This window comes from Rhodovastum atsumiense, from assembly GCF_937425535.1.
Classification (GTDB): Bacteria; Pseudomonadota; Alphaproteobacteria; order Acetobacterales; family Acetobacteraceae; genus Rhodovastum; species Rhodovastum atsumiense.
In genome coordinates, this window is record NZ_OW485601.1 from 1,489,266 (window position 1) to 1,514,018 (window position 24,753).

27 protein-coding genes are annotated in these 24,753 nt (G+C 69.3%); 10 read left to right on the forward strand and 17 right to left on the reverse strand.

What is annotated here, in order from left to right:
• Positions 1-78: 78 nt before the first annotated feature.
• From NBY65_RS06600 to NBY65_RS06610, 3 genes are all read right to left on the reverse strand, one after another.
• The gene (locus NBY65_RS06600; protein WP_239002721.1) at positions 79-1,926 is read right to left on the reverse strand and encodes a glycoside hydrolase family 15 protein; all 1,848 of its coding nucleotides are present in this window, start codon (positions 1,924-1,926) and stop codon (positions 79-81) included.
• 14 nt (positions 1,927-1,940) lie between these two features.
• A complete protein-coding gene (locus tag NBY65_RS06605; protein WP_203330418.1) occupies positions 1,941-2,300 on the reverse strand; it encodes a hypothetical protein in 360 nt (119 codons plus the stop codon).
• A 169-nt stretch (positions 2,301-2,469) separates the two neighbouring features.
• On the reverse strand, positions 2,470-3,159 hold the full coding sequence (locus NBY65_RS06610; RefSeq protein ID WP_338110401.1) for an alpha/beta fold hydrolase: 690 nt from the start codon (positions 3,157-3,159) through the stop codon (positions 2,470-2,472).
• 341 nt (positions 3,160-3,500) lie between these two features.
• Here NBY65_RS06610 and NBY65_RS06615 point away from each other — a divergent pair, with 341 nt between their 5' ends.
• The 3 genes from NBY65_RS06615 (at position 3,501) to NBY65_RS06625 (ending at position 7,718) form a co-directional block, all read left to right on the forward strand.
• Entirely contained in the window at positions 3,501-5,189 is a 1,689-nt protein-coding gene (locus tag NBY65_RS06615; RefSeq protein ID WP_150040046.1) for a DEAD/DEAH box helicase, read from the forward strand.
• Positions 5,190-5,191: 2 nt separating this feature from the next.
• Positions 5,192-6,406 (forward strand): acyl-CoA dehydrogenase, encoded by a 1,215-nt coding sequence (locus tag NBY65_RS06620; protein ID WP_150040021.1) that lies wholly within the window; start codon positions 5,192-5,194, stop codon positions 6,404-6,406.
• 73 nt (positions 6,407-6,479) lie between these two features.
• Positions 6,480-7,718 carry a class I SAM-dependent RNA methyltransferase gene (locus NBY65_RS06625; RefSeq protein ID WP_150040020.1) on the forward strand — a complete coding sequence of 413 codons (1,239 nt, stop codon included), beginning with the start codon at positions 6,480-6,482 and terminating at the stop codon, positions 7,716-7,718.
• A 59-nt stretch (positions 7,719-7,777) separates the two neighbouring features.
• Here NBY65_RS06625 and NBY65_RS06630 read toward each other — a convergent pair whose 3' ends face one another.
• The 12 genes from NBY65_RS06630 to NBY65_RS06685 all read right to left on the reverse strand — a co-directional run bounded on the left by NBY65_RS06630 (position 7,778) and on the right by NBY65_RS06685 (position 18,123).
• Positions 7,778-8,011, reverse strand: a complete 234-nt coding sequence (locus NBY65_RS06630) for a hypothetical protein (protein WP_150040019.1) — start codon at positions 8,009-8,011, stop codon at positions 7,778-7,780.
• A gap of 426 nt (positions 8,012-8,437) precedes the next feature.
• Entirely contained in the window at positions 8,438-9,247 is an 810-nt protein-coding gene (locus NBY65_RS06635; protein ID WP_150040018.1) for an SDR family NAD(P)-dependent oxidoreductase, read from the reverse strand.
• A gap of 1 nt (position 9,248) precedes the next feature.
• Positions 9,249-9,617 (reverse strand): HesB/IscA family protein, encoded by a 369-nt coding sequence (locus tag NBY65_RS06640; protein WP_150040017.1) that lies wholly within the window; start codon positions 9,615-9,617, stop codon positions 9,249-9,251.
• A 19-nt stretch (positions 9,618-9,636) separates the two neighbouring features.
• Positions 9,637-9,993, reverse strand: a complete 357-nt coding sequence (locus tag NBY65_RS06645) for a DUF59 domain-containing protein (RefSeq protein ID WP_239002724.1) — start codon at positions 9,991-9,993, stop codon at positions 9,637-9,639.
• A gap of 13 nt (positions 9,994-10,006) precedes the next feature.
• Complete coding sequence (gene sufU / locus NBY65_RS06650; protein WP_150040015.1) at positions 10,007-10,468, reverse strand: Fe-S cluster assembly sulfur transfer protein SufU; 462 nt, start codon at positions 10,466-10,468, stop codon at positions 10,007-10,009.
• A gap of 10 nt (positions 10,469-10,478) precedes the next feature.
• Positions 10,479-11,720 carry an aminotransferase class V-fold PLP-dependent enzyme gene (locus NBY65_RS06655; RefSeq protein WP_150040014.1) on the reverse strand — a complete coding sequence of 414 codons (1,242 nt, stop codon included), beginning with the start codon at positions 11,718-11,720 and terminating at the stop codon, positions 10,479-10,481.
• Positions 11,717-12,955, reverse strand: coding sequence for a Fe-S cluster assembly protein SufD (gene sufD, locus NBY65_RS06660; RefSeq protein WP_150040013.1), 1,239 nt, complete (start codon positions 12,953-12,955; stop codon positions 11,717-11,719). The genes NBY65_RS06655 and sufD overlap by 4 nt, the downstream gene beginning before the upstream one ends.
• On the reverse strand, positions 12,952-13,701 hold the full coding sequence (gene sufC / locus NBY65_RS06665) for a Fe-S cluster assembly ATPase SufC (RefSeq protein ID WP_150040012.1): 750 nt from the start codon (positions 13,699-13,701) through the stop codon (positions 12,952-12,954). The genes sufD and sufC overlap by 4 nt, the downstream gene beginning before the upstream one ends.
• Positions 13,702-13,715: 14 nt before the next feature.
• Positions 13,716-15,203 (reverse strand): Fe-S cluster assembly protein SufB, encoded by a 1,488-nt coding sequence (sufB, locus tag NBY65_RS06670; RefSeq protein ID WP_150040011.1) that lies wholly within the window; start codon positions 15,201-15,203, stop codon positions 13,716-13,718.
• A gap of 15 nt (positions 15,204-15,218) precedes the next feature.
• Complete coding sequence (locus NBY65_RS06675) at positions 15,219-15,695, reverse strand: SUF system Fe-S cluster assembly regulator (RefSeq protein WP_150040010.1); 477 nt, start codon at positions 15,693-15,695, stop codon at positions 15,219-15,221.
• A 591-nt stretch (positions 15,696-16,286) separates the two neighbouring features.
• On the reverse strand, positions 16,287-16,943 hold the full coding sequence (locus NBY65_RS06680) for a phasin family protein (RefSeq protein ID WP_162530473.1): 657 nt from the start codon (positions 16,941-16,943) through the stop codon (positions 16,287-16,289).
• A 508-nt stretch (positions 16,944-17,451) separates the two neighbouring features.
• On the reverse strand, positions 17,452-18,123 hold the full coding sequence (locus tag NBY65_RS06685) for a DUF542 domain-containing protein (RefSeq protein WP_150040008.1): 672 nt from the start codon (positions 18,121-18,123) through the stop codon (positions 17,452-17,454).
• Positions 18,124-18,255: 132 nt separating this feature from the next.
• Between NBY65_RS06685 and NBY65_RS06690 the strand changes: the two genes are divergently transcribed.
• Positions 18,256-18,708, forward strand: coding sequence for an Rrf2 family transcriptional regulator (locus tag NBY65_RS06690; RefSeq protein WP_150040007.1), 453 nt, complete (start codon positions 18,256-18,258; stop codon positions 18,706-18,708).
• Positions 18,709-18,734: 26 nt separating this feature from the next.
• Here NBY65_RS06690 and NBY65_RS06695 read toward each other — a convergent pair whose 3' ends face one another.
• Complete coding sequence (locus NBY65_RS06695; protein ID WP_150040006.1) at positions 18,735-19,508, reverse strand: methyltransferase domain-containing protein; 774 nt, start codon at positions 19,506-19,508, stop codon at positions 18,735-18,737.
• A 15-nt stretch (positions 19,509-19,523) separates the two neighbouring features.
• Complete coding sequence (locus NBY65_RS06700) at positions 19,524-20,321, reverse strand: TVP38/TMEM64 family protein (protein ID WP_150040005.1); 798 nt, start codon at positions 20,319-20,321, stop codon at positions 19,524-19,526.
• 196 nt (positions 20,322-20,517) lie between these two features.
• Between NBY65_RS06700 and rpmH the strand changes: the two genes are divergently transcribed.
• From rpmH to argB, 6 genes are all read left to right on the forward strand, one after another.
• Positions 20,518-20,652 carry a 50S ribosomal protein L34 gene (gene rpmH, locus NBY65_RS06705; RefSeq protein WP_150040004.1) on the forward strand — a complete coding sequence of 45 codons (135 nt, stop codon included), beginning with the start codon at positions 20,518-20,520 and terminating at the stop codon, positions 20,650-20,652.
• A gap of 21 nt (positions 20,653-20,673) precedes the next feature.
• Positions 20,674-21,030 (forward strand): ribonuclease P protein component, encoded by a 357-nt coding sequence (gene rnpA, locus NBY65_RS06710; RefSeq protein ID WP_150040003.1) that lies wholly within the window; start codon positions 20,674-20,676, stop codon positions 21,028-21,030.
• Entirely contained in the window at positions 21,027-21,281 is a 255-nt protein-coding gene (gene yidD / locus NBY65_RS06715) for a membrane protein insertion efficiency factor YidD (protein ID WP_150040002.1), read from the forward strand. Before rnpA ends, yidD begins: the two co-directional genes overlap by 4 nt.
• Positions 21,281-23,005, forward strand: coding sequence for a membrane protein insertase YidC (yidC, locus tag NBY65_RS06720; protein ID WP_150040001.1), 1,725 nt, complete (start codon positions 21,281-21,283; stop codon positions 23,003-23,005). Before yidD ends, yidC begins: the two co-directional genes overlap by 1 nt.
• A gap of 105 nt (positions 23,006-23,110) precedes the next feature.
• The gene (gene yihA / locus NBY65_RS06725; protein WP_239002720.1) at positions 23,111-23,731 is read left to right on the forward strand and encodes a ribosome biogenesis GTP-binding protein YihA/YsxC; all 621 of its coding nucleotides are present in this window, start codon (positions 23,111-23,113) and stop codon (positions 23,729-23,731) included.
• Between the two features lie 52 nt (positions 23,732-23,783).
• Positions 23,784-24,701 carry an acetylglutamate kinase gene (gene argB / locus NBY65_RS06730; RefSeq protein WP_150040000.1) on the forward strand — a complete coding sequence of 306 codons (918 nt, stop codon included), beginning with the start codon at positions 23,784-23,786 and terminating at the stop codon, positions 24,699-24,701.
• The last annotated feature ends 52 nt before the right edge of the window (positions 24,702-24,753 follow it).

Here is a 24,753-nt window from a genome sequence, read left to right on the forward strand (position 1 = left end):
ATGGGATCCAAGGGCCTTGTGGCCCGTCACGCGAAGGCGTGCCTGCGCACGACGTGGGTCAAGGGCGAAGCCCTTGCCTTACGCCGCCCCGGCCCGCGTCGGACGTGTCTGCGCCGCGCCGTTGCGAACCAGCGTGACCGCCGTATTGACCAGGGCGATATGGCTGAACGCCTGCGGGAAGTTCCCCACCTGGCGCCCCGCGGCGGGATCATATTCCTCGGCCAGCAACCCAACATCGTTGCGCAAGCCGAGCAGGCGCTCGAACAGGGCCCGCGCCTCCGTAGTCCGTCCCTGCAGCGTGTAATTCTCGGCCAGCCAGAAGCTGCAGGCCAGGAAGGCGCCTTCGCCGCTCGGCAGGCCGTCCGCGCCGTCCCCGGTGTCGTAGCGGTAGACAAAGCCGTCGATCACCAGTTCGCGCTCGATCGCGGCCAGGGTCCCCCGCACCCGTGGATCGTCCGGCGGCAGGAACCCGATCAGCGGGATCAGCAGCAGGCTCGCGTCCAGGGCGCGCGCGCCAAAGCTCTGCACGAAGCTGTTGCGCTGCGCATCGAAGCCGCGGGCGCAGATGGTGTCATGCATGGTACGGCGCAGGGCCCGCCAGCGGTCGAGCGGCCCCTCCAGCCCGAACTGCTCGGCGCTGCGGATAGCCCGGTCGAGCGCCACCCAGGCCATGACCTTGGAATGGGTGAAATGCCGCCGCCCGCCCCGGACTTCCCAGATGCCCTCGTCGGGCTGGTCCCAGATCTCGGCCAGGTGCTCGGTCAGCCGGCGCTGCAACTGCCAGCTTGCCGGCACGGCGGGCAGGCCCATGGCACGGGCGTGGTACAGCGCGTCGGCCACCTCGCCATAGACGTCGAGCTGCAATTGCCCATGCGCCGCGTTGCCGATGCGCACCGGCCGGGAGCCCTGGTAGCCCGGCAGCCAGTCGGCCTCCCACTCGGCCAGGCGACGCTCGCCGGCGAGGCCGTACATGATCTGGATCTGGTCGGGCCGGCCGGCGACGCTGCGGTGCAGCCAGTCACGCCAGGCCCTGGCCTCCTCGACGTAGCCGCCATCCATCAGCGCGAGCAGGGTCAGCGTGGCATCGCGCAACCAGCAATAGCGATAGTCCCAGTTCCGGCTGCCGCCGAGCTGCTCGGGCAGCGAGGTGGTCGGGGCGGCGACGATTCCCCCCGTCGGCCGATAGGTCAGTGCCTTCAGCGTGATCAGCGAGCGCTGCACCGCCGGCTGGTACGGGCCTTCGTAGGTGCCGGCGGCGGCCCATTCGGTCCAGAACCGCTCGGTGCGCGCAAGCGCCGCCAACGGGTCGAGCGGAGCCGGCAGGTCGAGATGGCTCGCCACGTGGGTCATCACGAAGGGGATAGTCTCGCCGGCGGCGACGCTGAACTCGGCCACCGTCATCAGGCCGCGGCCATGCAGCGGCACCGGCGTGCGCAGCACCACCCGCTCCGGCCCGGCGACCGCGGTAAGGCCGCCGCCCTCCGGCAACCGCGTCACCCAGGGCACCGCCGCGCCGTAGTCGAAGCGCAACGCCAGCAGCAGGCGCATCGGCACCCGCCCGCGCCGCCCCTGCACCAGGCGGACGAGGTGGGAGAGGTTCTCGCCCACCGGCATGAAGTCGATCAGCGCGACCTCGCCCTCCGGCGTGGCGAACACGGTCTCCAGGATGACGGTGCCGTTCCGGTACGTCCGATGGATCCGTGGCCGGGGAGCCAGCGGGGCGATGCGCCAGGTGCCCTGCGAGGCCTCGCCGAGCAGGGCAGCGAAACAGGCGGCGCTGTCGAAACGTGGCCAGCACAGCCAGTCCACGGCCCCCTCGCGGCTGACCAGGGCCGCGGTGGTGCAGTCGCCGATCAGGGCGTAGTCCTCGATCGGCGCGGCCCGCCACGCCTCGACCGGCGCGCCGGTCAGTGCCCCGGGTCCCACGATCGGGCGTCCCACTACCGGGCGCGGCCCCAGGCCTGCTCGCCATTGCCACTGCAGGTGCAGGCATTGCCGATCGGCGTGACCTGCGGCAACGGGCACACCCATGGCCCGGCGTAGCAGGCCGACGCTGCGGGCGGCGGACCGGCAGTACCGGGTGAGGACGGGGCGTACACCACCGGCGGCGGGTAGTAATACGCCGGGGGCGCGACGTAGACCGGGGGCGCGACGTAGACCGGGGGCGGCACGTAGACGGGCGGCGGCGCCACGCCGACGAACACGCCGCCACGCCAGTAGGCGTGCGCGGAGGGCGGCAGCGCCAGCACCGCGACGGCAAGAAGCAGCGCACAGCGGCGCAGGGTGCGGATCCCGATCATGGCTGTTTGTCCCTTTCGGGTTTGGGCGGACATGTTGCCATCAGTGTTCCGCTGGCGACAGATGCGTCCGCCGAGTCGTGTGTACCCACATACACAATCCAGAACTGCTGCTGCGGCCCGGCAACATCCATCGCCACGGAGACGGCAACGCTTTCGCCGCACCGCTGCGTCAGAGCGCATCCTCCATCCAGGCGCGCAGCAACTCGATGATGCTGTCCGGCTGCTCCATCGGCGGCAGGTGGCCGGCCTCGGGCACCATGCGCAGCGCCGCGCCCGGAATGGCCTCGGCCATCTCCTCGCTCAGCGCGGGGGGCGTCACGGCATCATGGCTGCCGACCACCACCAGCGTGCGCACGCCGATCTCGCGCAGGCCGGGGCGGCTGTCCGGCCGGTGCAGGATGGCGTGCTGCTGGCGCAGGAAGGCCTGGCGGCCGACCCGGTCGGCCATGTCCATCACCTCCTGGCACAGGGCCGCGTCGCCGAGCCGGTCAGGATGCAGCAATTGCGGCAGCAGCCGCGGCGTCACGCCGCGGAAACGGTTCCCCCGGGTCAGCGCGATCAGGCCGCGGCGCCGCCGCATCTGTTCCGGCGTGTCGGGACGTGCCGTGGTGTCCATCAGGCACAGCCGCGTGACCCGCTCGGGCGCGAGCCGCATGACGGCAAGGGCGACGTATCCGCCCATCGACAGCCCGCACAGGGCGAAGCGGCCGGGCACGGCGGCCAGCGCGTGGCGTGCCATGTCGTCGATTTTGTCGTGATGTGTCAGGTCGGCAACGATCGGCTCCACCGGTCCGGCCAGGGCGTTCATCTGATCGCGCCACAGCCTTGCATCGCACAGCAACCCGGGGAGCAGGAGCAACGTTTGAGGCATCCGTGCCTTGTAGGCAGCAGCCAAGCCCAGGCCAACCTTGACTTTCCCCTTCCCTTTCCTGATATGCCAGCGTCACGCGTGCGACCATCGCGCGTGCCGTTGCGCGCCGCCCCCGGCGCCGCCCTGAAGGCACATCGAGTTTGACCGAAACCATTCCGTTCTCCGAGACCGCGCCCACCCCGGCGGATGCAACCGCACAGGCGGAGCCGCGCGACGCTGATCCCACGGCCGTGCCAACCGGCACGCCCGCGCCGCAGCCGGCCCAGCTTGCGGAAGGGGACGCACCGGCCTGTGCCGTCCCCCCCGCCGCGGAAGCCGCCGGTCCCGAGGTGCCGGAACCGGATGAGCCCGGCCCGGCGCCAGCGGAGGCCAGCGGCCCGGTGGTGACGGACGCCGAGCCGGAGCCCGCGCCGGACGAGGCGCCCGCGCCGGAGGAAGCGGAACCGGAGCCCACCTTCAGTGCCCTCGGCCTGTCCGAGCCGTTGCTGCGCGCGGTGGCCGAGAAGGGCTACACCCACCCCACCCCGATCCAGCAGCAGGCGATTCCCTGGGTGCTGATGGGCCGCGACCTGCTCGGCTGCGCCCAGACCGGCACCGGCAAGACCGCCGGCTTCACCCTGCCGATGCTCGACATCCTCTCGGGCAGCCGCGCCCGGGCGCGCATGCCGCGCAGCCTGATCCTGGAGCCGACACGGGAACTGGCGCTGCAGGTGGCGGATAATTTCGTCCTCTACGGCAAGTATCTGAAGCTCACCCACGCCCTGATCATCGGCGGCGAAAGCATGTCCGACCAGAAGGACCTGCTGATGCGCGGCGTGGACGTGTTGATCGCCACGCCCGGCCGCCTGATCGACATGTTCGAACGCGGCGGGTTGCTGCTGACCGACACGCGCGTACTGGTGATCGACGAGGCCGACCGCATGCTCGACATGGGATTCATCCCCGATGTCGAGCGCATCGTCTCGCTGCTGCCGAAGAACCGACAGACGCTGTTCTTCTCCGCCACCATGGCGCCGGAGATCCGCCGCCTCGCCGATGCCTTCCTGCAGAACCCCAAGGAAGTCACCGTTTCCAAGCCGGCCACGGTGGCGACCACGATCACCGAGAGGCTGGCGCTGGTCTCCGAACACGACAAGCGCGAAGCGCTGCGCCGGCTGATCCGCCAGGAAGACGTGCAGAACGCACTGATCTTCTGCAACCGCAAGCGTGACGTGGACATCCTCTACAAGTCGCTGACCAAGCACCAGTTCTCGGTCGGCGCGCTGCACGGGGACATGGCCCAGTCCACCCGCTTCGCCACGCTCGAGAAGTTCAAGGCCGGCGAGATCCGCCTGCTCTGCTGCAGCGACGTCGCCGCGCGGGGCATCGACATCGGCGGTCTCAGCCACGTCTTCAACTTCGACGTGCCGCATCACGCCGAGGATTACGTCCACCGCATCGGCCGCACCGGCCGGGCCGGGCGCGAGGGCCGCGCCTTCACCCTGGCCTCCCCCGAGGACCGCTTCGTGGTCGAGGCAATCGAGAAGCTGACCGGCCACCCGATCCCGCGCATCCCGGTCGAAGGGCTCGACGTGGTCGAATGGGCCGAATCCGACGGGCGCCGCCGCCGCGGCCGCAAGGCCGCCCCCGCGGCCAAGCGGGCCAAGGAAGAAGCCGCCCCCAAGGCCGCCCGCGCCGGGGGGCGCCGCAAGGCCGCCGAGCCGAAGCCCGCCGAAGCGAAGCAACCGCAGCCCGAAATCAGGGCGGTGGAAGCCGTCGCCCCCGAGCCCCGGCGCGCCGAAACCAGGCGGACCGAGCCGAAGCGCATTCCCGAACCCCGGTACGAACGCCCGCTGCGCCCCGAGCGCGGCACGCGGCCCGAACGCGAGGGCCGCGACCGCCGGCGCGACGACGATCTCGGCCCGGCGGTTGTTGGTTTCGGCCCCGATATTCCCGCTTTCATGCTTGTCGCGGCACGTCCCAGGCGCCAGCATGCGGCAACGGCCGACCTCACGGCCGTGGAGGAAACGGAGGCCTGACCATGACCAGCGAAGCTCCCGTGGTTTCCGGGAGCAAGGGCAAGTTGGGGCGATTTCACTGGGACGACGCCCTGCTGCTCGAAGACCAGTTGACCGAGGACGAGCGCGCCATTCGCGACGCCGCCCACGCCTACTGCCAGGAAAAGCTGGCGCCGCGCATCCTCATGGCCAACCGGCACGAGCATTTCGACCGGGAGATCATGAACGAGTTCGGCGCGATGGGTTTCCTCGGCGCCACGCTCGACAGCCATGGCTGCGCCGACGTCTCCTATGTCGCCTACGGCCTGATCGCCCGCGAGGTCGAGCGCGTCGATTCCGGTTATCGCAGCGCCTTCTCGGTGCAGTCCTCGCTGGTCATGTACCCGATCCACGCCTTCGGCTCGGAGGCGCAGAAGGATAAGTACCTGCCCCGGCTGCGCACCGGCGAATGGGTCGGCTGCTTCGGGCTGACCGAGCCCGACGGCGGATCGGACCCCGGCAGCATGCGCACCCGCGCCCGCCGCACCGCCGACGGCTACGTGCTGAACGGCTCGAAGACCTGGATTTCCAATTCGCCGATCGCCGATGTCTTCCTGGTCTGGGCCAAGGATGACGAAGGCGACATCCGCGGCTTCCTGATCGATCGCGGCACCCAGGGACTGAGCGCCCCCAAGATCGAAGGCAAGTTCAGCCTGCGCGCCTCGACGACGGGCATGATCATGCTCTCGGACGTGCACGTGCCGGAGGATGCGGTGCTGCCCAAGGTGAAAGGGCTGCGCGGTCCATTCTCCTGCCTCAACAATGCCCGCTACGGCATCGCCTGGGGCGCGCTCGGGGCGGCCGAGTTCTGCTGGCGCGCGGCGCGCGACTACGTGCTGGACCGCAAGGTGTTCGGGCGACCCCTGGCGGCCACCCAACTGGTGCAGAAGAAGCTCGCCGACATGCAGACCGAGATCACGCTCGGGCTGCAGGCGGTGCTGCGGGTCGGCCGCCTGCTCGACGAGGGCCGCGCGGCGCCCGAGATGATCAGCCTGGTGAAGCGCAATTCCTGCGGCAAGGCGCTCGACATCGCCCGCATTGCGCGTGACATGCACGGCGGCAACGGCATCGTCGACGAGTATCACGTCATCCGCCACGTCATGAACCTCGAGACGGTGAACACGTACGAGGGTACACATGACGTGCATGCCCTGATCCTGGGACGGGCCCAGACCGGCATTGCCGCCTTCGCCGGATAAGACTGGCCGGGGCGCCGCCGCGCGCGCCCGGCCTCCTCTTCCCCTGCTGCCCGGCGAGGTCGCGATTTCGCGCATGGGCGCGGATGGGGACGGCATCGCCGCCCTGGCGGACGGAACCCCGCTTTATCTTCCCGGCACCCTGCCCGGTGAACACGTGCACGCCCACGCGATCGCGGCGCGCGGCGAGGGCTGGGCCTGCGGCGTGGACGCGGTGGTGGCGCCGAGCCCCGACCGTGTTCCCCCTCCCTGCCCGCATTTCGGCACCTGCGGCGGCTGCACGCTGCAGCACTGGCGGCAGGATGCCTACCTGGCCTGGAAGGCCGGGCTGCTGGCGACGTCGCTGCGTGGCACCGCCCCCCCCGCCCCGGTGGCGGTCACGCCGCCGGGGACACGCCGCCGGATGGACCTGGCCTTGCGCCGCCGCGGCGCCGGGGTGGTGGTCGGCCTGCATGCCCCGCGCTCGACCGAGGTCATCGACCTGGAGGGATGCGCGGTCCTGCATCCCGGGCTCGCCGGACTGCTCCCCCGACTGCGCGAACTGCTGCGCGCCACGACAGTGTTGCGCCGGGAGGGCTCGGCGATCGTCAACCTGCTCGATGACGGTCCGGACCTGCTGCTGCGCACCGATGCCCCGCCATCTTCCGCCGACCGCACGAAGCTGGCCGCCTTCGCCCAGGCCCATGGGCTGCCCCGCATCTCCTGGGCCGCCGGCAACGGCGTGCCGGAAACGGTCTGCCTGCTGCGCCCGGCGCGCATCACCCTGGCCGGGGTCGCGGTGCAGCCGCCGCCGGGCGCCTTCCTGCAGGCGAGCGAAAGCGGCGAGGCGGCGATCGTCCAGGCGGTGCTCGCGGGCCTGCCACCCCGGCTGCCGGCCCGCGCGCGGGTGGCCGAGCTGTACGCCGGCTGCGGCACGCTGACCTTCGCCCTGGCCCGCCAGGTCCGGGTTGCCGCCTACGAAGGCGACGCGGCGGCCGCGGGCGCGCTGCACAACGCGGTGAACGCGAACGGCCTGGCCGGACGGGTCAGCGTGGATATCCGGGATCTCGTGCGCCGGCCCTTGCTGGAAACGGAACTCGGCGGCTTCGCCGCGGTGGTGCTGGATCCGCCTTATGCGGGCGCGGCGGCCCAGATTGCCCGGATCGCGGCAGCGCGGGTGGCGCGGGTGATTTATGTCAGTTGCAATCCGGCGGCCCTGGCGCAAGACGCCAGAAGCTTGCAGGCGGCCGGTTATCAGGTGCTGTCGGCAGTGCCGGTCGACCAGTTCCTGTGGTCAACCCGGCTGGAGAGCGTCGTGACTTTCGCCCGGGTCTGACCGCCTGCCGGCGTGCCCCCTGTCACGCCCAGGCGACGGAGCCGTCCGTCAAACGCGCCTCAGGACAGCCAGGTCCAGATCAGGGCCCCGAGCAGCAACCAACAGGCAGCCCCCAGCAACATGCCCCGGGCCAGGCCGCGCGCCGGCGCCAATCCGTCCGCATCGATATCGCTGTCAGCCTCGGTATTGGAAACCTCATCCATGAAAAGCGGGGCCGTGCGCTCGTTTCGCAGATGGTGTTTGCGGACCGGAGGCCTCATTTGAACCGGCAATTCCGTGACCACACTGGACATCTCGCAAAACTCCCTTGCTTGAGTGTTTGGCCAGCAGCCATCACCCGATAACGCCCCCGCGAGACTCTTTTAACAGTTTCGTGAGATGACGGTAAGTCGGAATGATCTTCGGGGAATACTCAACCATATGGCGATTTAGCATGTCCACAACTTCCGGTCATAAATTCCACGAGATTTGTTGCCCTGGATTTCGTGCCCGATCAGCCTTGCGTCGTCCCGTCACTTCGCAAGCAAGCTGTTAACGCAATTGCCCGGCTAATGACTACGATAGTACATAACCCTTACATCCGGCAGGACAGCATCACGGCAGGACTTTCATCCTCGCCGCGCATCATCCTTGCGTGATCCGCCGGAAGAAAAATGATCCGATACGATGGTATTGTGGGTGGCGCGACGGCCCGGGCGCTCCGCCCCGAAGCCTCTGCCTCAGAGGCCCGGGGTTTCCCCGTTATCGGCCGCGAGGGCCGCGGCCTTCTCCGGTGGCAGATCGCTGCGCCACCGGGAGGCGATGAAACGCCGCCCGCTCACGTCCCCGGCGGACGGGCCGGTCAGCCAGAGCAATGGCGGCACCATGATCGTGGGATCGAGCATCTGTGCCCGCACCGCCTCGGACACCCCGGGCGGGATCATGCCGGTCCGGACGGGCCCGCCCGGCGTCAGCACGTTGACGGTTACGCCCGTGCCAGCCAGGTCATGGGCCCAGATGGCGCTTTCGGCCTCCAACGCCGCCTTGGAAGGTCCGTAGGGCGAAAATCCGGCATGATGCATAGTTTCGTGATTGACCGAGACATTCACGATCCGCCCGTGCCGGGCCGCCAGCATGATCGGCACCACCGCGCGCGCCATCAGGAAAGGCCCGTTCACGTTGGTGTCCACCACCAGCCGCCAGTCGTCGGGCTCGATCTCCCAGAACCGCACCGGCGTGACCGGGAAGCTCTCGTTGACCGCCCGCATGCCGCGGCCGGCATTGTTGACCAGGATATCGATGCCGCCGAAGCGGTCGACCGCGGCGACGGCGACCCGGGTGCAGTCCTCTTCCTTGGTCACGTCGGCGAGCACCGGCACCAGGTGCTCCTCGCCAAGCTCGGCCGCCAGGCTTTCCAGTTCCCCGGTCTGCCTCGCGGCGATGGCGACCACCGACGCCCCCGCCCCCACCAGCCCCCGCGCGATCGCCCGGCCGATCCCGCGCCCGGCACCCGTGACGATCGCGACCTGGCCTGCGAGGGGATGGGTCATGTCACACGTGGAAGCTCTCGCCGCAGCCGCAGCGGCCTTTTTCATTGGGATTGGTGAAGGTGAAGCCGGCGGACAGGGCTTGCACCTGGTAGTCCATCACCGTGCCGATCAGGAACAGGCTCGCCTTGCGATCGACCAGCACGGTCACGTCCTGGTCCGTCACCACCTCGTCCCCCGGGCCGGGCGCGTCCACGAAGTCCATCACGTAGGACATCCCGGAACAGCCCTTGGTGGCGACGGAGACGCGCAGCAACTTACCCTGGCCTCCCTTGGCATAGAGGCTGCGAAGACGTTCGGCGGCGGCCTCGCTCACGCGCATGAGCGGCGGCAGGGACCGGGCCGGGGCGGGGGTCGAAACAGTGCCGGACATGCGATTCATATCGCCCTTATCAGAACATGTTCAAGGACAGACGCGCGTCGTCGCTCATGCGGCCGGGGTGCCAGGGCGGATCCCAGACCACGTCGACGTCGCAATCGGCAACCCCCGGCAGGGCCAGCACCGCCTCGCGCACCTGTACCGGCAGTTCCTGCGCGCTCGGGCAGCCGGGCGCGGTCAGCGTCATCTCCACCTTCACCCGGGCATCGTCGCCGATCTCGATCGCGTAGATCAGGCCGAGCTCGTAGATGTTCACCGGAATCTCGGGATCGTACACCGTCGCGCAGGCGCCGATGATGGCATCCTCGCTGGGTCGCGGCGGGGTCTCGCCGGCGGGTGTCCAACTGCCGACCGCGCCCGGTTCCGGCATCTTCGCGTTGGCGTCATTCACTGCTTGCCTGACCTCCCCCATCGAGCGCCGCCATCAGCGCATGCCATGGCAGCGTCGCGCACTTCACCCGGCTGGGGTACTCGTGCACACCTGCGAGCGGCCGCAGCCGCTCCATCGTCGCGTCGCAATCGGGGCACTGCCCCGTCCGGGCCATCTCGGTGAACCGCGAGACCAGCGTGCGGGCCTCGGCGGGGGCGCGGCCCTGCACCGTCTCGGCCATCAGGTCGGCCGAGGCGACGCTGATGGCGCAGCCGCGGGCCTCGAAACTGGTCCGGGCGATGCTTCCATCCGGGCCATAGCGGAGGAACACCTGCACGCGGTCGCCGCACATCGGGTTGTCGCCCCGCGCGGTCGCATCGAACGTCTCCGGCCGCCCCGCATGGCGCGGGTGGCGGCCGTGCTCCAGGATCACTTCCTGATAGAGGTCGCGCAGGTCCCCGAAGGCCCCGCTCATGCCCTCCTCCTCACGCAAAGAATTCCCGCACGCGCGCCAGCGTGTCGGCCAGGAAATCGATCTCCTCGATCGTGGTGTAGACGCCGAAGCTGGCGCGGGCCGTGCTTTCCAGGCCGAAGCGGTGCATCAGCGGCTCGGCGCAGTGATGCCCCGCGCGCACGGCGATGCCGCTGCGGTCGAGCAGGGTGGCCACGTCATGCGCATGCGCACGGTCGAGGATGAAGCTGACGACCCCGCCGCGGTCCTGGGCCCGGCCGAGGATGGTGATCCCCTCGATCGCCGAGAGCCGCGCCAGCGCATGCTCGGTCAGCGCCGCCTCGTGCGCGGCGATGGCATCGTAGCCGATCGCCTCGACATACTCGATCGCCGCGCGCAGCCCGATGCCTTCCAGGATCGCCGGCGTGCCCGCTTCGAACTTGTGCGGCACCGCCGCCCAGGTGCAGCGCTCGTACGAGACCGAGGAGATCATGTCGCCACCACCCAGGAAGGGCGGCATCGCCTCCAGCAGCTCGCGCCTTGCCCAGAGCACGCCGATGCCGGTGGGGCCGTACAGCTTGTGCCCGGTGAAGGCGTAGAAATCGCAGCCGAGCGCCTGCACGTCGACCCGGCGATGCACCACCGCCTGGCTGCCGTCCAGCAGCACCTTGGCCCCGTAGGCGTGCGCCACCTGCACGATGCGCTCCGCCGGGGTGTAGGTGCCCAGCACGTTCGACATGTGCGTGATCGCCACCAGCCCGACCTTGCCGTCGGCCAGCAGCCGCTCGAACCCCTCCATGTCGAGCTCGCCGGCATCGGTTACCGGAGCCACGCGCAATTCCACGCCCCGTTCCTCGCGGAGCTGGTACCAGGGCACGATGTTGGAATGGTGCTCCATGCCGGAGATCAGCACCGCCTGCCCGGGCCGCAGGATCGCCCGCCCATAGGTATGGGCGACCAGGTTGATCGCCTCGGTGCTGTTGCGGGTGAACACGATCTCGGCCCGGTCGGGGGCGTTGACCAGCCGCGCCACCGCATCGCGGGTGGATTCGTAGGCTTCGGTGGTGCGCTCGCTCATCCAGTGCAGGCCGCGATGGATGTTCGCGTACTGCGTCTCCATGGCCTCGACCATGGCATTGATCACCGCGCGCGGCTTCTGGGCGGAGGCGGCGCTGTCGAGGAAAACCAGGGGCTTGCCGCGCACGGTCTGGGTCAGGATCGGGAAATCCTCGCGGATGCGGGCGACATCCACCCCTGCCGTCCCCACCACGCTCATGCCGAAGCTCCCTCCCAGAACGTCTCGATCATGCCTTCCATCGCCTCGCGTGCCTCCTCATGTCCGATCGGATCGAGGGCCTCGTTCAGGAAGGCCCGCACCAGGATGCTGCGCGACGCCGGCTCGGGAATGCCGCGGCTGCGCAGGTAGAACAGCTGCTCGGGATCGAGTTCGCCCACCGTGGCGCCATGGCTGCACTTCACGTCGTCGGCGTAGATCTCGAGCTGCGGCTTGCTGTCGATCTCGGCCTCGGGGCTGAGCAGCAGCGCCTGGTTCATCTGGTAGCCATCGGTCTTCTGGGCGGCGCGGGCGACCTCGATCTTGCCCTGGAACACGCCGCGCGACGCCCCGGTCAGCACGTTCTTCACCGTCTGCCGGCTGGTGGTGCAGGGCGCGTCATGCGTGACCACGGTGGTGAAATCGGCATGCTGCGTGCCGCGCAGCAACTGCGCCGCGTTCAGATGCGCCGTCGCGCGCTCGCCGGCGAGCCGCGCATGCACCTCCATGCGCGCGAGCCGCCCGCCGAGCGTGAGCAGGAAGCTGTCATAAGTGCCCCGTGCCGCCACCTCGGCATAAAGCGTGGAGAGGTGGAAGGCGGTCTCGGCCTCGCGCTGGATGCGCAGATGCACAAGCGTCGCGTCCTCGGCGACCACCGCGGTGAAGACGGGGTTGTGCAGGTAGCTCCCCTCGCCCACGCTCGCCTCGATCAGCTCGAGCCGGGCGCCGCGGCCAAGCCGGATCTCGTGGCGCGGGTGGAAGGCGCCGCCATTGGCCAGTTGCACCAGCAGCAGCGTGCCGGCATCCACGCCGTCGGGCACCTCGATGCGGGCGCCGTCCTCGGCCAGCATGGTGTTCAGCGCGACCAGCTTTTCCCGCTCGGGCCGGGCGATGCCGCCGAAGGCCGGGGCGCCGGTGCGCACATCGATGCCGTCGGGCAGGGTGGAGAGATCCGGCCGGAACCGGCCATTGGCGAACACGATCCGTGGCCCGGCGATCGCCGGCAGCAACGCCGCGAGCCCGGCCGGATCGCCGGCCGGTTCGTCGAAGCTGGCATCCGTGAGCGGGCGCAGCAGCGTGTAGCGCCAGGCTTCCTCGCGCGGGGCCGGCAGGCCGGCGTCACGGAACAGCGCCGCCGCCCGCTCCTGCTCCGGCAGGGGCTGCGCCCGCGCCGCGAAGCGCGAGACGAACGCATCGGCCGCCGCCTGCAGCGCGGTGCGCGGGGCCGGGGCGTTCATGCCGCCTCCGCGATCACCGAGGCGTAGCCGGAAGCCTCCAGCTCATGTGCCAGCTCCGGCCCGCCCGAACGGATGATGCGGCCGTGGGCGAGCACGTGCACGCGATCCGGCACGATATGATCCAGCAGGCGCTGGTAGTGGGTGATGACCAGCGCCGAGAAATTCGGCCCGCGCTGCGCGTTCACCCCTTCCGACACGATCTTCAGCGCATCGATGTCGAGCCCGCTGTCGGTTTCGTCGAGGATGGCGAGCCGGGGCTGCAGGATCGCCATCTGCAGGATCTCGTTGCGCTTCTTCTCGCCACCCGAGAACCCGACATTGACGTTGCGCTTGAGCATGTCGTCGGGCATCGACAGCTTCTTGGTCGCCTGCCGCGCCAGCTTGAGGAACTGCACCGCGTCCAGCTCCGCTTCGCCACGCAAGCGGCGCTGCGCGTTCAGCGCGGTGCGCAGGAAATTGGCGTTGTTCACGCCCGGCAGCTCCACCGGGTACTGGAAGGCCAGGAACACGCCGAGCGCCGCCCGCGCCTCCGGCTCCAGCGCCAGCAGGTCGTGGCCCTCGAAGGTGGCCGTCCCGCCGGTCACCTCGTAGCCCTCGCGCCCGGACAGCACGTAAGACAGCGTGGACTTGCCGGAGCCGTTCGGCCCCATGATGGCGTGCACCTCGCCCGGCGGCACCACCAGGTCGATCCCCTTCAGGATCTCCTTTTCCTCGACCCTGGCGGTCAGCCCCTTGATCTCGAGCATCTTCGCTTCCCCTGTCAGCCGACCGAGCCTTCGAGGCTCACGGCGAGCAGCTTCTGTGCCTCGACGGCGAATTCCATCGGCAGCTCCTTCAGGACTTCCTTGCAGAAGCCGTTGACGATGAGATTGACGGCGTCTTCTTCCGAAAGCCCGCGCTGGCGGCAGTAGAACAACTGGTCGTCGGCGATCTTCGAGGTGGTCGCCTCGTGCTCGACCTTGGCCGAGGGATTGCGGTTCTCGATGTAGGGCACGGTATGCGCGCCGCACTGGTCGCCGATCAGCAGGCTGTCGCACTGCGTGTGGTTGCGCGCGCCATGCGCCCGCGGCATCACCCGCACCAACCCGCGATAGGTGTTGTCCGACCGCCCGGCGCTGATGCCCTTGCTGACGATGGTGCTGCGGGTGTTGCGGCCGATATGGATCATCTTGGTCCCGGTATCGGCCTGCTGGCGGTTGGTGGTCACGGCGACGGAATAGAACTCGCCGACGCTGTCGTCGCCCTGCAGGATGCAGCTCGGGTATTTCCAGGTGATCGCCGAGCCGGTCTCCACCTGGGTCCAGGAAATCTTCGAGCGCGCGCCGCGACAGGCGCCGCGCTTGGTGACGAAGTTGTAGATGCCGCCGCGGCCCTCGGCATCGCCGGGGTACCAGTTCTGCACCGTGCTGTACTTGATCTGCGCATCGTCCAGCGCGATCAGCTCCACCACCGCCGCATGCAACTGGTTCTCGTCGCGCTGCGGCGCCGTGCAGCCTTCCAGGTAGGACACCGAGGCGCGCTCGTCGGCGATGATCAGCGTGCGCTCGAACTGGCCGGTGTTGCGCGCATTGATGCGGAAATAGGTGGACAGCTCCATCGGGCAGCGCACCCCCTTGGGGATGTAGACGAAGCTGCCATCGGTGAAGACCGCCGAATTCAGGGCCGCGTAGTAATTGTCGCTGATCGGCACCACGCTGCCCAGGTACTGGCGCACCAGTTCCGGGTGCTCGCGCACCGCCTCGCTGATCGGGCAGAAGATCACCCCGGCCTTGGCCAGGGTCTCGCGGAAGGTGGTGGCGACCGAGACGCTGTCGAACACCGCGTCCACCGCGACCTGCGGCCGTTCCTCTTCCCCCGCCCCCTCCACGCCGGCCAGGATCGCCCGCTCCTTCAGCGGGATGCCCAGCTTCTCGTAGGTCGCCAGCAATTCGGGATCGACCTCGTCGAGGCTCTTCGGGCCGGCCTTCTGCTTGGGCGCAGCGTAGTAGTGGATGTCCTGGTAATCAATCTTCTCGTGATGCAGCTTCGCCCAGTGCGGCTCCTCCATCGTCAGCCACGCCGCATAGGCCTTCAGCCGCCAGGCCAGCAGCCATTCCGGCTCCTGCTTGCGCGCCGAGATCAGCCGGATGATGTCCTCGTTCAGCCCCTTGGGGGCCAGTTCCATCTCGATGTCGGTGGAAAAGCCCCATTTGTAGCCGGACTGGGTGACGGCCTGGACGGTATCGAGGGTTTCCGCGACTGCGGGCATGGTGTCACCCTTCCGTTAATCAGAAATGGGGAGATGGGCCGGCGTGCCGGCGGGCGTGCCGATGCGAAAGGCCGTCGGGATGGACGCCTCGCGCATGTCGGCCAGCGTGATCCGGCCGAGCGCATGCCGGATGGCGTCGTTCACCAGGTCCCAGCGGCCCTTGACGGCGCAGAGCTTCCCCACCTCGCAGGCCGAGGCGGAGCCGTCCACGCAGGCGGCCAGCGCGATCGGCCCGTCCACCGCGGTGATCACGTCGGCAATGGCGATCTCTTCCAATGGTCGCATCAGCCGGTAGCCACCCCGGGCCCCGCGCTGGGACGCCACGATCTGGGCAGTGGCCAGGCATTTCAGCACCTTGGCGACCGTCGGTTCAGGCACGCCGGTCGCCGTGGCAATGCCGGGGGAGGTCTGCACGGCGTCCCCGGAGTCGGACTCCGAAAGGCGCAGCAGCACCACCACGGCATAGTCGGTCAGCTTGGAGAGCCTGAGCATGGCGGCAACGACCCTAATCGGACCTTGTGGGTCCTGATTGCCCGCAGATGGCCCATCATGCTTGTTCCGTCAAGGCGCGAAGCTGAGGGAATGCAGGATTGGAAGATCCGGCCGGCATGGCTTGCGCAATCCCGCCGCGCATGGTGTCGCGCCGCATGGGTGACGAAGCGGCCAGGATATGCGGGCTGGCGGCGAAGCTGTCCCCTGCGCACGCCGCAGCACAGCTCCGCGGCGACACGGTAGCTCCGGGACCACCGGCCAGGCCCGGCGCGCAGGCGGCGTCACGGGACCGGGGAGACGCAACCGGGGATCATCCGACGGCTGCCGCCGGCCGAATGGATGGGTACAACACACGGCGCCAGCTTGCACTTTCGCCGCCGCCCCCTACCTGAAGAGCGGGGCCCCGGGGTGTGTGCCCCACCACGGGGATGACTCCTTCCGCCCGCGCGCCGCGGGCCTGCCGGTACGACAAGGCCGGGCGCGCGGGCGGTTGTTATCCTGGGATTTCAGGTGAAATGCCGGCATCCGGGGCATGTCCCCGTGCCGTGTGGACGGGAACGCCGCGAACCCGGTCGTTCCCGTATCGTCGCCTCAGCCGCGGATCGGGTGCCCCCGTTCCTGCAGCGGGCGTGCCGCTTCCTCCACGATCTGCCCGGCCAGTCGCAGCAGCCGCGTGTTGGCGCCCAGCATGTCCTCGACGGCCTCGAGATACATGTCCCGCTGCACCTCGGCCAGCGCCACCATGGACCGGCAGCCCAGCAGGTCATGATGCCGGCGCTGCGCCCGCCCGAAAGCATTCTGCATCAGCTCGAACCAGGTATTCTGCCAATGCTGGGCGCCGCGGCTGAGACTGGCGAAGGAGGCGACCATGGCCTGCACGTCGCCCGCCGAGCGCTCGCTCGCCTCGCGATAGGCCTCGGTCATGCGGATCGTGGCCTCGGCGAAGCGCCGTCCCTGCTCCAGCCCGGCCTGGGCGAACGGCTCCTGCAGGCCCGCCATCGCGCGCAGACTGGCCGCCGTCGCCTCGCTGCCGTCTTCCCCGACCTGCCGGACGCGCCCGGCAGCGGCCTGCGAAGCCTGCGCGATGCTATCGGCCGATTGCGCTGCCTGCGTTTCCGTCTTTTGCGCCGCATCCTGCATTGCGCGCTCCTCATCGGTGGTAACGGTGCGCAGCCACGGCGCCTGTTCCTCGGTGCCCGGACGATCGGATGCGTCCTGCCCACGCCGTGAAGCATGCGTTTGAGCCATTACGGAATTACCTCCTTGTGACACGCGGCCATGCCGCGTGAGCGGGGCCTTGCTCCCGGTCACGACGGCCGCGATGGCAATCGATTCTGCGGTCCCGGATGGTCGACCCGGCCAGTCGAGACGCTCCTGCCAACCTCCGCGATGCAAACGCTCCGGAAACCAGCGGACATCACGAGCGCACCCGCCGCGGGAGCGCCGCCACATCCTCGATAATCAAGATGTCCGCCTACCCCCAGGCGCACGAAAGATCATAACATCTGCCCCCGAGAGGTCTACCCCGCCTCCTGACAACGTGAGCAAATGCAGATTAGCATTTTCAGAAAAAATGTCGTTTTGATTGACGTTTTGTTAACAAATTATACGCCGTTCACTTCAAGCATGCTTATATAGAAATATTATTATGGAGAAATGTTGCGATTTTTATTTATAGAACGTCTCCCCCCGATGTTCAGCAGCCATTCGCCCCCAACAACCAAGGCACGCCGGGAACATGCATCCGGCGCGGCCCTCAGCCGCTGAAGCGCGAGAAGAGAACGTTGTTCTCCAGATCGATATGCTCCTTCAGGTCCTCGGTCAGCCGCCGCGCCCCGACATACAGGGCCCGCCAGGTCGGGCAGGCCTCGGCGGGCAGCCCGAAGCCATGCGTCAGCCCCTCCAGCCGGCGCAGGCTCTCTTCCGCCTCGCCGTGCTCGCGCAGCATCACCCCGATCGGCGAGCCGATCATCGGATGTCCCCCTGCGCGCATGAGCGGGAACAGCACCTGTTCCTCCTTCTGCATGTGCGCCTCCAGCTCATCGGCAAGGCGCTGCAGCAGCGCCGCGATGCCGCGCGGCGCCAGCGGATGCGCGCCATGCACCGCCTCCACCCGCTTCGCCAGCCGCAGCAGCTCCGGCAGGTCCCGCCGGTGGCCGGCATGGAAACGGGTCTCGATCAGCGCGATCAGGGCCTCGGTGTCCAGCGCCCCCTGTCCCGGCGATCCACGGGCGATCATGGTGTCGAGCTCCGCTTCCAGCCCGGCGACATCCAGCCCCTTCGCCGCCGCCGCCTCGCCGAGCGGAACCTGGCCACCACAGCAGAAATCGAGCCTGTGACGCCGGAACACCGCGGTCGCCCCGGGCAGGTGGGAGGCGATCTCGGCAAGGGTGCGATGGGCGAAGCCGACAGTTTCGGGGGCGGACATGCGATTTCTCCTGGACCCGCGGCGAGCGAGGGGGATGATCCGGGTATTGGCGATAAAAACTGGTATCGCCAATACCAATTACCCTGGCGCCAGTTTGTGGTATCGTCAATACCAATTTCCGGACCCACCATCATGCGCCTGCTTGCCTCCACCGATTTCGCGCTCCGCATTCTCATGCGGCTCTCCGCCGAACCCGACGGCCAGCATCTCAGCGTGGAGGCGCTCGCCCGTGAACTCGGCGGATTGTCACGCAACCATCTGCACAAGGTGGTGCAGGAACTCGCCGCCCTGGGCGTGGTCCGCACGGTGCGTGGCGCCCGCGGCGGGGTCGCGCTGGCCCGGCCGGCCAGCGAGATCCGGCTCGGCGAGTTGCTGCGCAGCCTGGAAACCGATCAGTCGCTGGTGGAATGCTTCCGCAGCGACGGCGGCGCCTGCGTGCTGACCCCGTGCTGCCGGCTGAAGGGCTTCCTCGGCGGCGCCTGGAGCGCCTTCCTGCGCGAGCTCGATCGCCACACCCTGGCCGACTGCCTCGTGCGCGAGGGCGGCGTGCCGGTCCTGCCGCTCGTCCACGCGGCGGACGCCTGAGACCGGCCGTCCGCCGCCCGTCCCGCTCAGGCCGCCGTCGCCACCAGGAACAACCGCCGGAACGGCAGCAAAGTGGTGCCGTCCGGGCGGCGCGGGTAATGCGGCCGCAACGCCGCGCGGTAGGCCGCCAGGAAACCCTCGCGCAGTTCCGCCGGCAACGGATCGAGGAACGGCCGCAGGCTGGTGCCCATCGCCCACTGCACCACCGCGTCCTCGCCCTGCAGCGCGTGCATGTACGTGGTTTCCCAAAGATCCAGGGCAGCGCAGCACGGCCGCAGCAGATCCCAGTAGTCGGATGGGGCCAGGATCGCCGGGGCCGACCCGACCCCGGCCAGCAGCGCCGCCCAGGGGCCGTTCGCCGCCACCTCGTGCTGCAGCGCGCGCAGCGGCGCGGCGTGCATCAGCGGCATCTGCACCGCCAGCATCCCGCCCGACGCCAGTGTCGCCAGCAGGCGCGGGAACAGCGCCGCATGCCCATCCAGCCAGTGCAGGGCGGCGTTGGAATAGATCAGGTCCGGTGGCACCGCCGGCTCCCAGGCCGCGATATCGGCCTGCACGAAGGCGCAATCGGGCGCCGCCGCCCGCGCCCGCGCCAGCATCGGCCCCGAGCCGTCCACGCCGGTGATGTCGGCCGTGGGAAAGCGCTGCCGCAGGATCGCGCTGACATTGCCGGCGCCGCAGCCCAGATCGACCACCCGCGCCGGCGCCGCCAGGGGCACCCGCGCCAGCAGGTCGAGCGCCGGGCGCAACCTTTCGTCGCCATACCGAAGATAGATTGCCGGATCCCACTCCGCCGCCATGGGTGCCTCTCCTTCTCAGCCGGGCCGGTCGGCCGGCTCTCCGCCGATCATGGCAACCATTCCCGCCGCCGGACCAGGGGCCGCGTCGCCGGCGCGAACCGCGATCCGGCCTGAAACCCGGTCGCGCCAGCGCCGCCATGCCACCGGCAGCAGCGACAGCGCCGCGAGCCCGAGCAACGGCCCCAGGACCGACGGCGACCAGATCAGCGACAGGTCCGGCCGCCCGCCCGCCTCCAGCACGCTGCCCAGCCCGGCGCCGATGCCGGCGAACACGAAGGTGGCGGGGGTGACGCCCAGCAGCGTCGCCGCGGCGAAGGTGCCGAGCCGCACGCCGAGCAGGGGCGCGGCGAGGTTGCCCAGCCAGAACGGCACCGCCGGCATCAGGCGCATGGCCAGCAGGTAGGAGAAGGCGTCGCGCCGCAGTTCCGGTCCGATCCGCGCCAGCAACGGCAGCGCGCGCGCCGCCAGCCCTGGCGCCGGCGAGCCGCGGATGATCAGGAACAACAGGCAGGCGCCGGCCGTGGCCCCGAGCACGGCGAGCCCGCCGCCCGCCACGGTGCCGAACAGCAGCCCCCCGACCACGGTGAACAACGCCCCCAGCGGCACCGAGACGCCGACCGCCGCGGCATAGCCGGCCACGTAGGCCGCCGCCGCCGCGACCGGCGCGGCCTCGACGAAGTGCCGCAGCGCCGCCTGGTGCGCGGCCAGCGTCGCCCAGGACAGCGGCACGCCCACGGCGGCGGCCCCCAGCAGCAGGGCCAGGAGCAGCAAGGGCCAGAGTCGATGCAGGTGGACGCGGCGCAACCGGGGCATGGCGCCGCATGGTGCGCCGCACCGGCGCGCGCTGCGATGCCACCACGATGACAGACGTCCTCCTCCGCAACCGCCGAAGGTTGACGCACCCACCAACCCACTCCTATAAGCCGCGGCCTGCACGGGACCCGGGCAACGGGCCCCGCGATCCCTCGTTCCGCCATCCGGCGGGCCCAAGCGTTATCGGAGAGTTGTCGTGAAGCGCACGTATCAACCGTCGAAGCTTGTTCGCAAGCGCCGCCACGGCTTCCGGGCCCGCATGGCGACCGTCGGTGGCCGCAAGGTCCTGGCCAACCGCCGGGCCAAGGGCCGCAAGCGCCTGTCGGCCTGACCGGCAGCCGGGGTTCGGGCCATGGCGCCGGCGCCGCAGCGCCTCAAGCGCCGTGCGGAATTCCTGCGCGTGAGTGCGCGCGGCCGCCGTGCCGCCGTGCATGGGCTGGTGTTGCAGGCCCTGGCCCGTCCCGAGGACGGGCCGGCGCGCCTGGGCTTCACCGTGACCAAGAAGGTCGGCAACGCCGTCGTGCGCAACCGCACGCGACGGCGCCTGAAGGAAGCCGCCCGGCTGCTGCTGCGCGAGCACCCTGTCAGCGGCGTTGACCTGGTGCTGATCGGCCGTGACTCCACGCGCGGCCGCCGCTTCGACGCGCTGGTCGATGACCTGCGCCGCGCGCTCGCCAAGGCCGGGGTCACCGGGGCGACAGCGCCATGAGCGCCACTGCCCGCGTGCTTTCGGCCGGCGTCGTGCTCTACCAGTGGACGCTGCGCCCCTTCATCGGCGCGCATTGCCGCTATGAACCCTCCTGCAGCCACTACGCCCTGGAAGCCCTGGCCCGCCATGGCGCCGCACGCGGCAGCCTGATGGCGGCCCGGCGCGTACTGCGCTGCAATCCCTGGACCCCGGGTGGCTTCGATCCCGTGCCCCCGCCGCGCCAACCAGACGAACGCCGGAAGGCCCCCTGATGGACCAGAAACGCCTTATCCTCGCGATCGCGGCCTCGGTCGCGATCCTTATGGTGTTCCAGTTCCTGACACCGCCACCGCCCAAGCCGGTGCCGAAATCGGCACAGGTGACCACGTCCCAGCCGGCCCCGCCCGCCGGCGCGCCCGCGGGGGTGGGCATCCAGGCGACGGCCCCGGCAGTGCCCAGGGAAGTGCCGCGCCTGCGCATCAACGGCGACCGCGTGGCCGGCAGCATCAGCCTGCTCGGCGCGCGCATCGACGACATCGTGCTGCGCGACTACCGCCAGACCATCGACAAGAACAGCCCGCTGGTGCGCCTGCTGGAGCCCCGCTCCGAGCCCCAGCCCTACTACCTGCAGTTCGGCTGGACCGCCGCGGCCGGCACCGCCGTGAAGCTGCCCGGCAACGACACCGTCTGGCAGGGCGCGGGCGAAGTGGCGCCGGGCAAGGCCGCCACCCTGACCTGGGACAACGGCGAGGGCCAGACCTTCGAGATCAAGGTCTCGCTGGACGAGAACTACATGTTCTCGGTGCAGCAGACCGTGCGCAACGCCGGCCCCGCTTCGGTCACGCTGTACCCCTGGTCGCGCATCCGCCGCGACTACACGCCGCACACCGAAGGCTACTACATCCTGCACGAGGGCCTGCTCGGCGTGCTGAACGGCACGCTGAAGGAACAGACCTACTCCACCGTCAAGAGCGACGGTGACAAGCGCGGCGGCCTGTCCTTCGACTCGACCGGCACCGGCGGCTGGGCCGGCATCACCGACAAATACTGGCTGACCGCCCTGGTGCCCGACCAGTCACTGCCCGGCACCACCAGCTTCCGCCATATCGCCGAAGGCACCAGCGACCGCTACCAGGTGGACTTCCTGGCCAGCAATCCCCTGATCATCGCACCGGGGGCCGACGCCTCCCTCACCTCACGCGCCTTCGTGGGGGCGAAGGAAGTGCACGCGCTCGCCGCCTACGAACGCCAGGGCGTGCCGCTGTTCTCCTACGCCGTCGATTTCGGCTGGTTCTGGTTCCTCACCAAGCCGATCTTCTACGCGATCGACTGGCTGAACTGGCTGTTCGGCAATTTCGGCGTGGCGATCATCGTCTTCACCACGATCATCAAGGGCATCTTCTTCCCGCTGGCGAACAAGTCCTACCGGTCGATGAGCAAGATGAAGCTTCTTGCTCCGAAGATGCAGGAACTGCGCGAGCAGTACAAGGAAGACCCGCCCAAGCTTCAGAACGAGATGATGAAGCTGTACAAGGCGGAGAAGGTGAATCCGGCCAGCGGCTGCCTGCCGATCCTGGTACAGATCCCGGTGTTCTTCGCCCTGTATAAGGTGATCTTCACCACGATCGAAATGCGGCACGCGCCGTTCTTCGGCTGGATCCACGACCTCTCGGCCGTCGACCCGACCAACGTCTTCAACCTGTTCGGGCTGCTTCCCTTCGATCCCGCCCATTCCATCTCCCTGCTGCACCTGGGCGTCTGGCCGCTGCTGATGGGCGTGACGATGTACTTCCAGCAGAAGCTGAACCCGCCGCCGCCCGACCCGGTGCAGGCCAAGATCTTCCAGTGGATGCCGGTGATCTTCACCTTCATGCTGGCCAACTTCCCGGCCGGTCTGGTGATCTACTGGACCTGGAACAACCTGCTCACCATCGGGCAACAGTGGCTGATCATGCGTCAGACCACCCTCGACAAACCCCGGCTGGCACGTACCTAAGCACCCGGGGCGCTGCCCCGGCCCCGGCAGGAGGCTTTGCCTCCTGCACCTCCACCAAGGGCCATTGGCCCTTGGATCCCGGGGCCCTTTTCCTGGAGCCCCACCTTGAACGACCTTGAAGCCGGCCGCCTGCTGTTCGCACGCGAATGCCGCTTTTTCCACGGCGCACAACGACTCGACCACCTCCCGGAACCCGGCCTGCCGGAAGTGGCCTTTGCCGGACGGTCCAATGTCGGCAAGTCCTCGCTGGTCAATGCACTGACCGGACGACGCACCCTGGCCCGTGCCTCCAACCAGCCCGGACGCACCCAGCAGCTCAATTTCTTCGACCTCGGCAGCCGGCTCGTGCTGGTGGACATGCCGGGCTACGGCTACGCCCAGGCGGCCCAGCAGGTGAAGGAAGACTGGCAGGGCCTGATGTTCGAGTTCCTGCGCGGCCGCCCGACCCTGCGCCGCGTCGTCCTGCTGCTGGACGCCCGCATCGAGATCAAGCAGAGCGACCTCACGGTGATCGACCTGCTCGACCGCGCCGCCGTGACCTACCAGCTGGTGGTCACCAAGATCGACAGCGTCAAGCCGCCGGCCCTGGAGCGCAAGCTGGCGGAAGTGTCGGCGCTGGCGCGACGGCACCCGGCGGCGCACATGGAGGTGCACGCCACCAGCGCCGAGACCGGGACAGGCATCCCGGAACTGCGCGCAGCCCTGGCCGAACTGGCGCTTCCTTGACCCCGGGACCGGGGCAACGCACAACCCGCGGACAGGCGCGAGGGACCGCAGCATGACCGAAAACGACACCCCCCCCGCCGACGGCCCCCGGCAGTCGGCCATGGAGCAGGCGGAGATCCTGGCACACGCCCTGCCCTACCTGCGCCGCTACGCCGGGGCGACCATCGTGGTGAAATACGGCGGCCACGCCATGGGCGAGGACCACCTCGCCCAGATGTTCGGCCGCGACATCGCCCTGCTCAAGCAGGTCGGCGTGAACCCGGTGGTGGTGCATGGCGGCGGCCCGCAGATCAACGCCATGCTGAAGCGACTCGCCATCAAGTCGACCTTCGTGGACGGCCTGCGCGTCACCGACGAGGCCATGGTCGAGGTGGTCGAAATGGTCCTCGCCGGCACCGTCAATAAGATGGTGGCCGGGCTGATCAACGCCGCCGGCGCGCTCGCGGTGGGCATCTGCGGCAAGGATGGCGGCCTGATCCACGCCCGCAAGCTGCGGCGCACCAAGCGCGACCCGGATTCCAACATCGAGCGCGCGCTCGACCTCGGCTTCGTCGGCGAACCCGAGCGCGTCGACGTGCGGGTGATCCACGCCCTGACCGGGGCAGGGCTGATCCCGGTGATCGCGCCGGTGGGCGTCGGCGCGGACGGGCAGACCTACAACATCAACGCCGACACCGTGGCCGGCGCCATCGCCGGGGCGCTCGGCGCCACCCGGCTGCTGATGCTGACAGACGTGCCCGGTGTGCTGGACGGCGAAAAGAAGCTGATCCCGGAAATGACCGTGGCCGAGGTCGAGGCCGGCATCGCCAGCGGCATGATCAGCGGCGGCATGATCCCGAAGGTGGAATGCTGCACCGGGGCGGTGCGGGCCGGCACCAAGGGCGCGGTGATCCTGGATGGCCGCCACCCGCATGCCTGCCTGCTCGAATTGTTCACCGAAGGCGGCATCGGTACCATCATCCGGGCGTGAAGCGGGATCCCGGCCGGATCGATGCCTGATGGAAACGATACCGGCCGCGGCA

Excerpts from the sequence above, each read along its gene's own strand:
- NBY65_RS06605 (WP_203330418.1), bottom strand. The coding sequence starts at position 2,300 with ATGATCGGGATCCGCACCCTGCGCCGCTGTGCGCTGCTTCTTGCCGTC.
- NBY65_RS06620 (WP_150040021.1), top strand. The coding sequence starts at position 5,192 with ATGACCAGCGAAGCTCCCGTGGTTTCCGGGAGCAAGGGCAAGTTGGGG.
- NBY65_RS06625 (WP_150040020.1), top strand. The coding sequence starts at position 6,480 with ATGGGCGCGGATGGGGACGGCATCGCCGCCCTGGCGGACGGAACCCCG.
- NBY65_RS06630 (WP_150040019.1), bottom strand. The coding sequence starts at position 8,011 with ATGTCCAGTGTGGTCACGGAATTGCCGGTTCAAATGAGGCCTCCGGTC.
- NBY65_RS06635 (WP_150040018.1), bottom strand. The coding sequence starts at position 9,247 with ATGACCCATCCCCTCGCAGGCCAGGTCGCGATCGTCACGGGTGCCGGG.
- NBY65_RS06640 (WP_150040017.1), bottom strand. The coding sequence starts at position 9,617 with ATGTCCGGCACTGTTTCGACCCCCGCCCCGGCCCGGTCCCTGCCGCCG.
- NBY65_RS06645 (WP_239002724.1), bottom strand. The coding sequence starts at position 9,993 with ATGCCGGAACCGGGCGCGGTCGGCAGTTGGACACCCGCCGGCGAGACC.
- sufU (WP_150040015.1), bottom strand. The coding sequence starts at position 10,468 with ATGAGCGGGGCCTTCGGGGACCTGCGCGACCTCTATCAGGAAGTGATC.
- NBY65_RS06655 (WP_150040014.1), bottom strand. The coding sequence starts at position 11,720 with ATGAGCGTGGTGGGGACGGCAGGGGTGGATGTCGCCCGCATCCGCGAG.
- sufD (WP_150040013.1), bottom strand. The coding sequence starts at position 12,955 with ATGAACGCCCCGGCCCCGCGCACCGCGCTGCAGGCGGCGGCCGATGCG.
- sufC (WP_150040012.1), bottom strand. The coding sequence starts at position 13,701 with ATGCTCGAGATCAAGGGGCTGACCGCCAGGGTCGAGGAAAAGGAGATC.
- sufB (WP_150040011.1), bottom strand. The coding sequence starts at position 15,203 with ATGCCCGCAGTCGCGGAAACCCTCGATACCGTCCAGGCCGTCACCCAG.
- NBY65_RS06675 (WP_150040010.1), bottom strand. The coding sequence starts at position 15,695 with ATGCTCAGGCTCTCCAAGCTGACCGACTATGCCGTGGTGGTGCTGCTG.
- NBY65_RS06680 (WP_162530473.1), bottom strand. The coding sequence starts at position 16,943 with ATGGCTCAAACGCATGCTTCACGGCGTGGGCAGGACGCATCCGATCGT.
- NBY65_RS06685 (WP_150040008.1), bottom strand. The coding sequence starts at position 18,123 with ATGTCCGCCCCCGAAACTGTCGGCTTCGCCCATCGCACCCTTGCCGAG.
- NBY65_RS06690 (WP_150040007.1), top strand. The coding sequence starts at position 18,256 with ATGCGCCTGCTTGCCTCCACCGATTTCGCGCTCCGCATTCTCATGCGG.
- NBY65_RS06695 (WP_150040006.1), bottom strand. The coding sequence starts at position 19,508 with ATGGCGGCGGAGTGGGATCCGGCAATCTATCTTCGGTATGGCGACGAA.
- NBY65_RS06700 (WP_150040005.1), bottom strand. The coding sequence starts at position 20,321 with ATGCCCCGGTTGCGCCGCGTCCACCTGCATCGACTCTGGCCCTTGCTG.
- rnpA (WP_150040003.1), top strand. The coding sequence starts at position 20,674 with ATGGCGCCGGCGCCGCAGCGCCTCAAGCGCCGTGCGGAATTCCTGCGC.
- yidD (WP_150040002.1), top strand. The coding sequence starts at position 21,027 with ATGAGCGCCACTGCCCGCGTGCTTTCGGCCGGCGTCGTGCTCTACCAG.
- yidC (WP_150040001.1), top strand. The coding sequence starts at position 21,281 with ATGGACCAGAAACGCCTTATCCTCGCGATCGCGGCCTCGGTCGCGATC.
- argB (WP_150040000.1), top strand. The coding sequence starts at position 23,784 with ATGACCGAAAACGACACCCCCCCCGCCGACGGCCCCCGGCAGTCGGCC.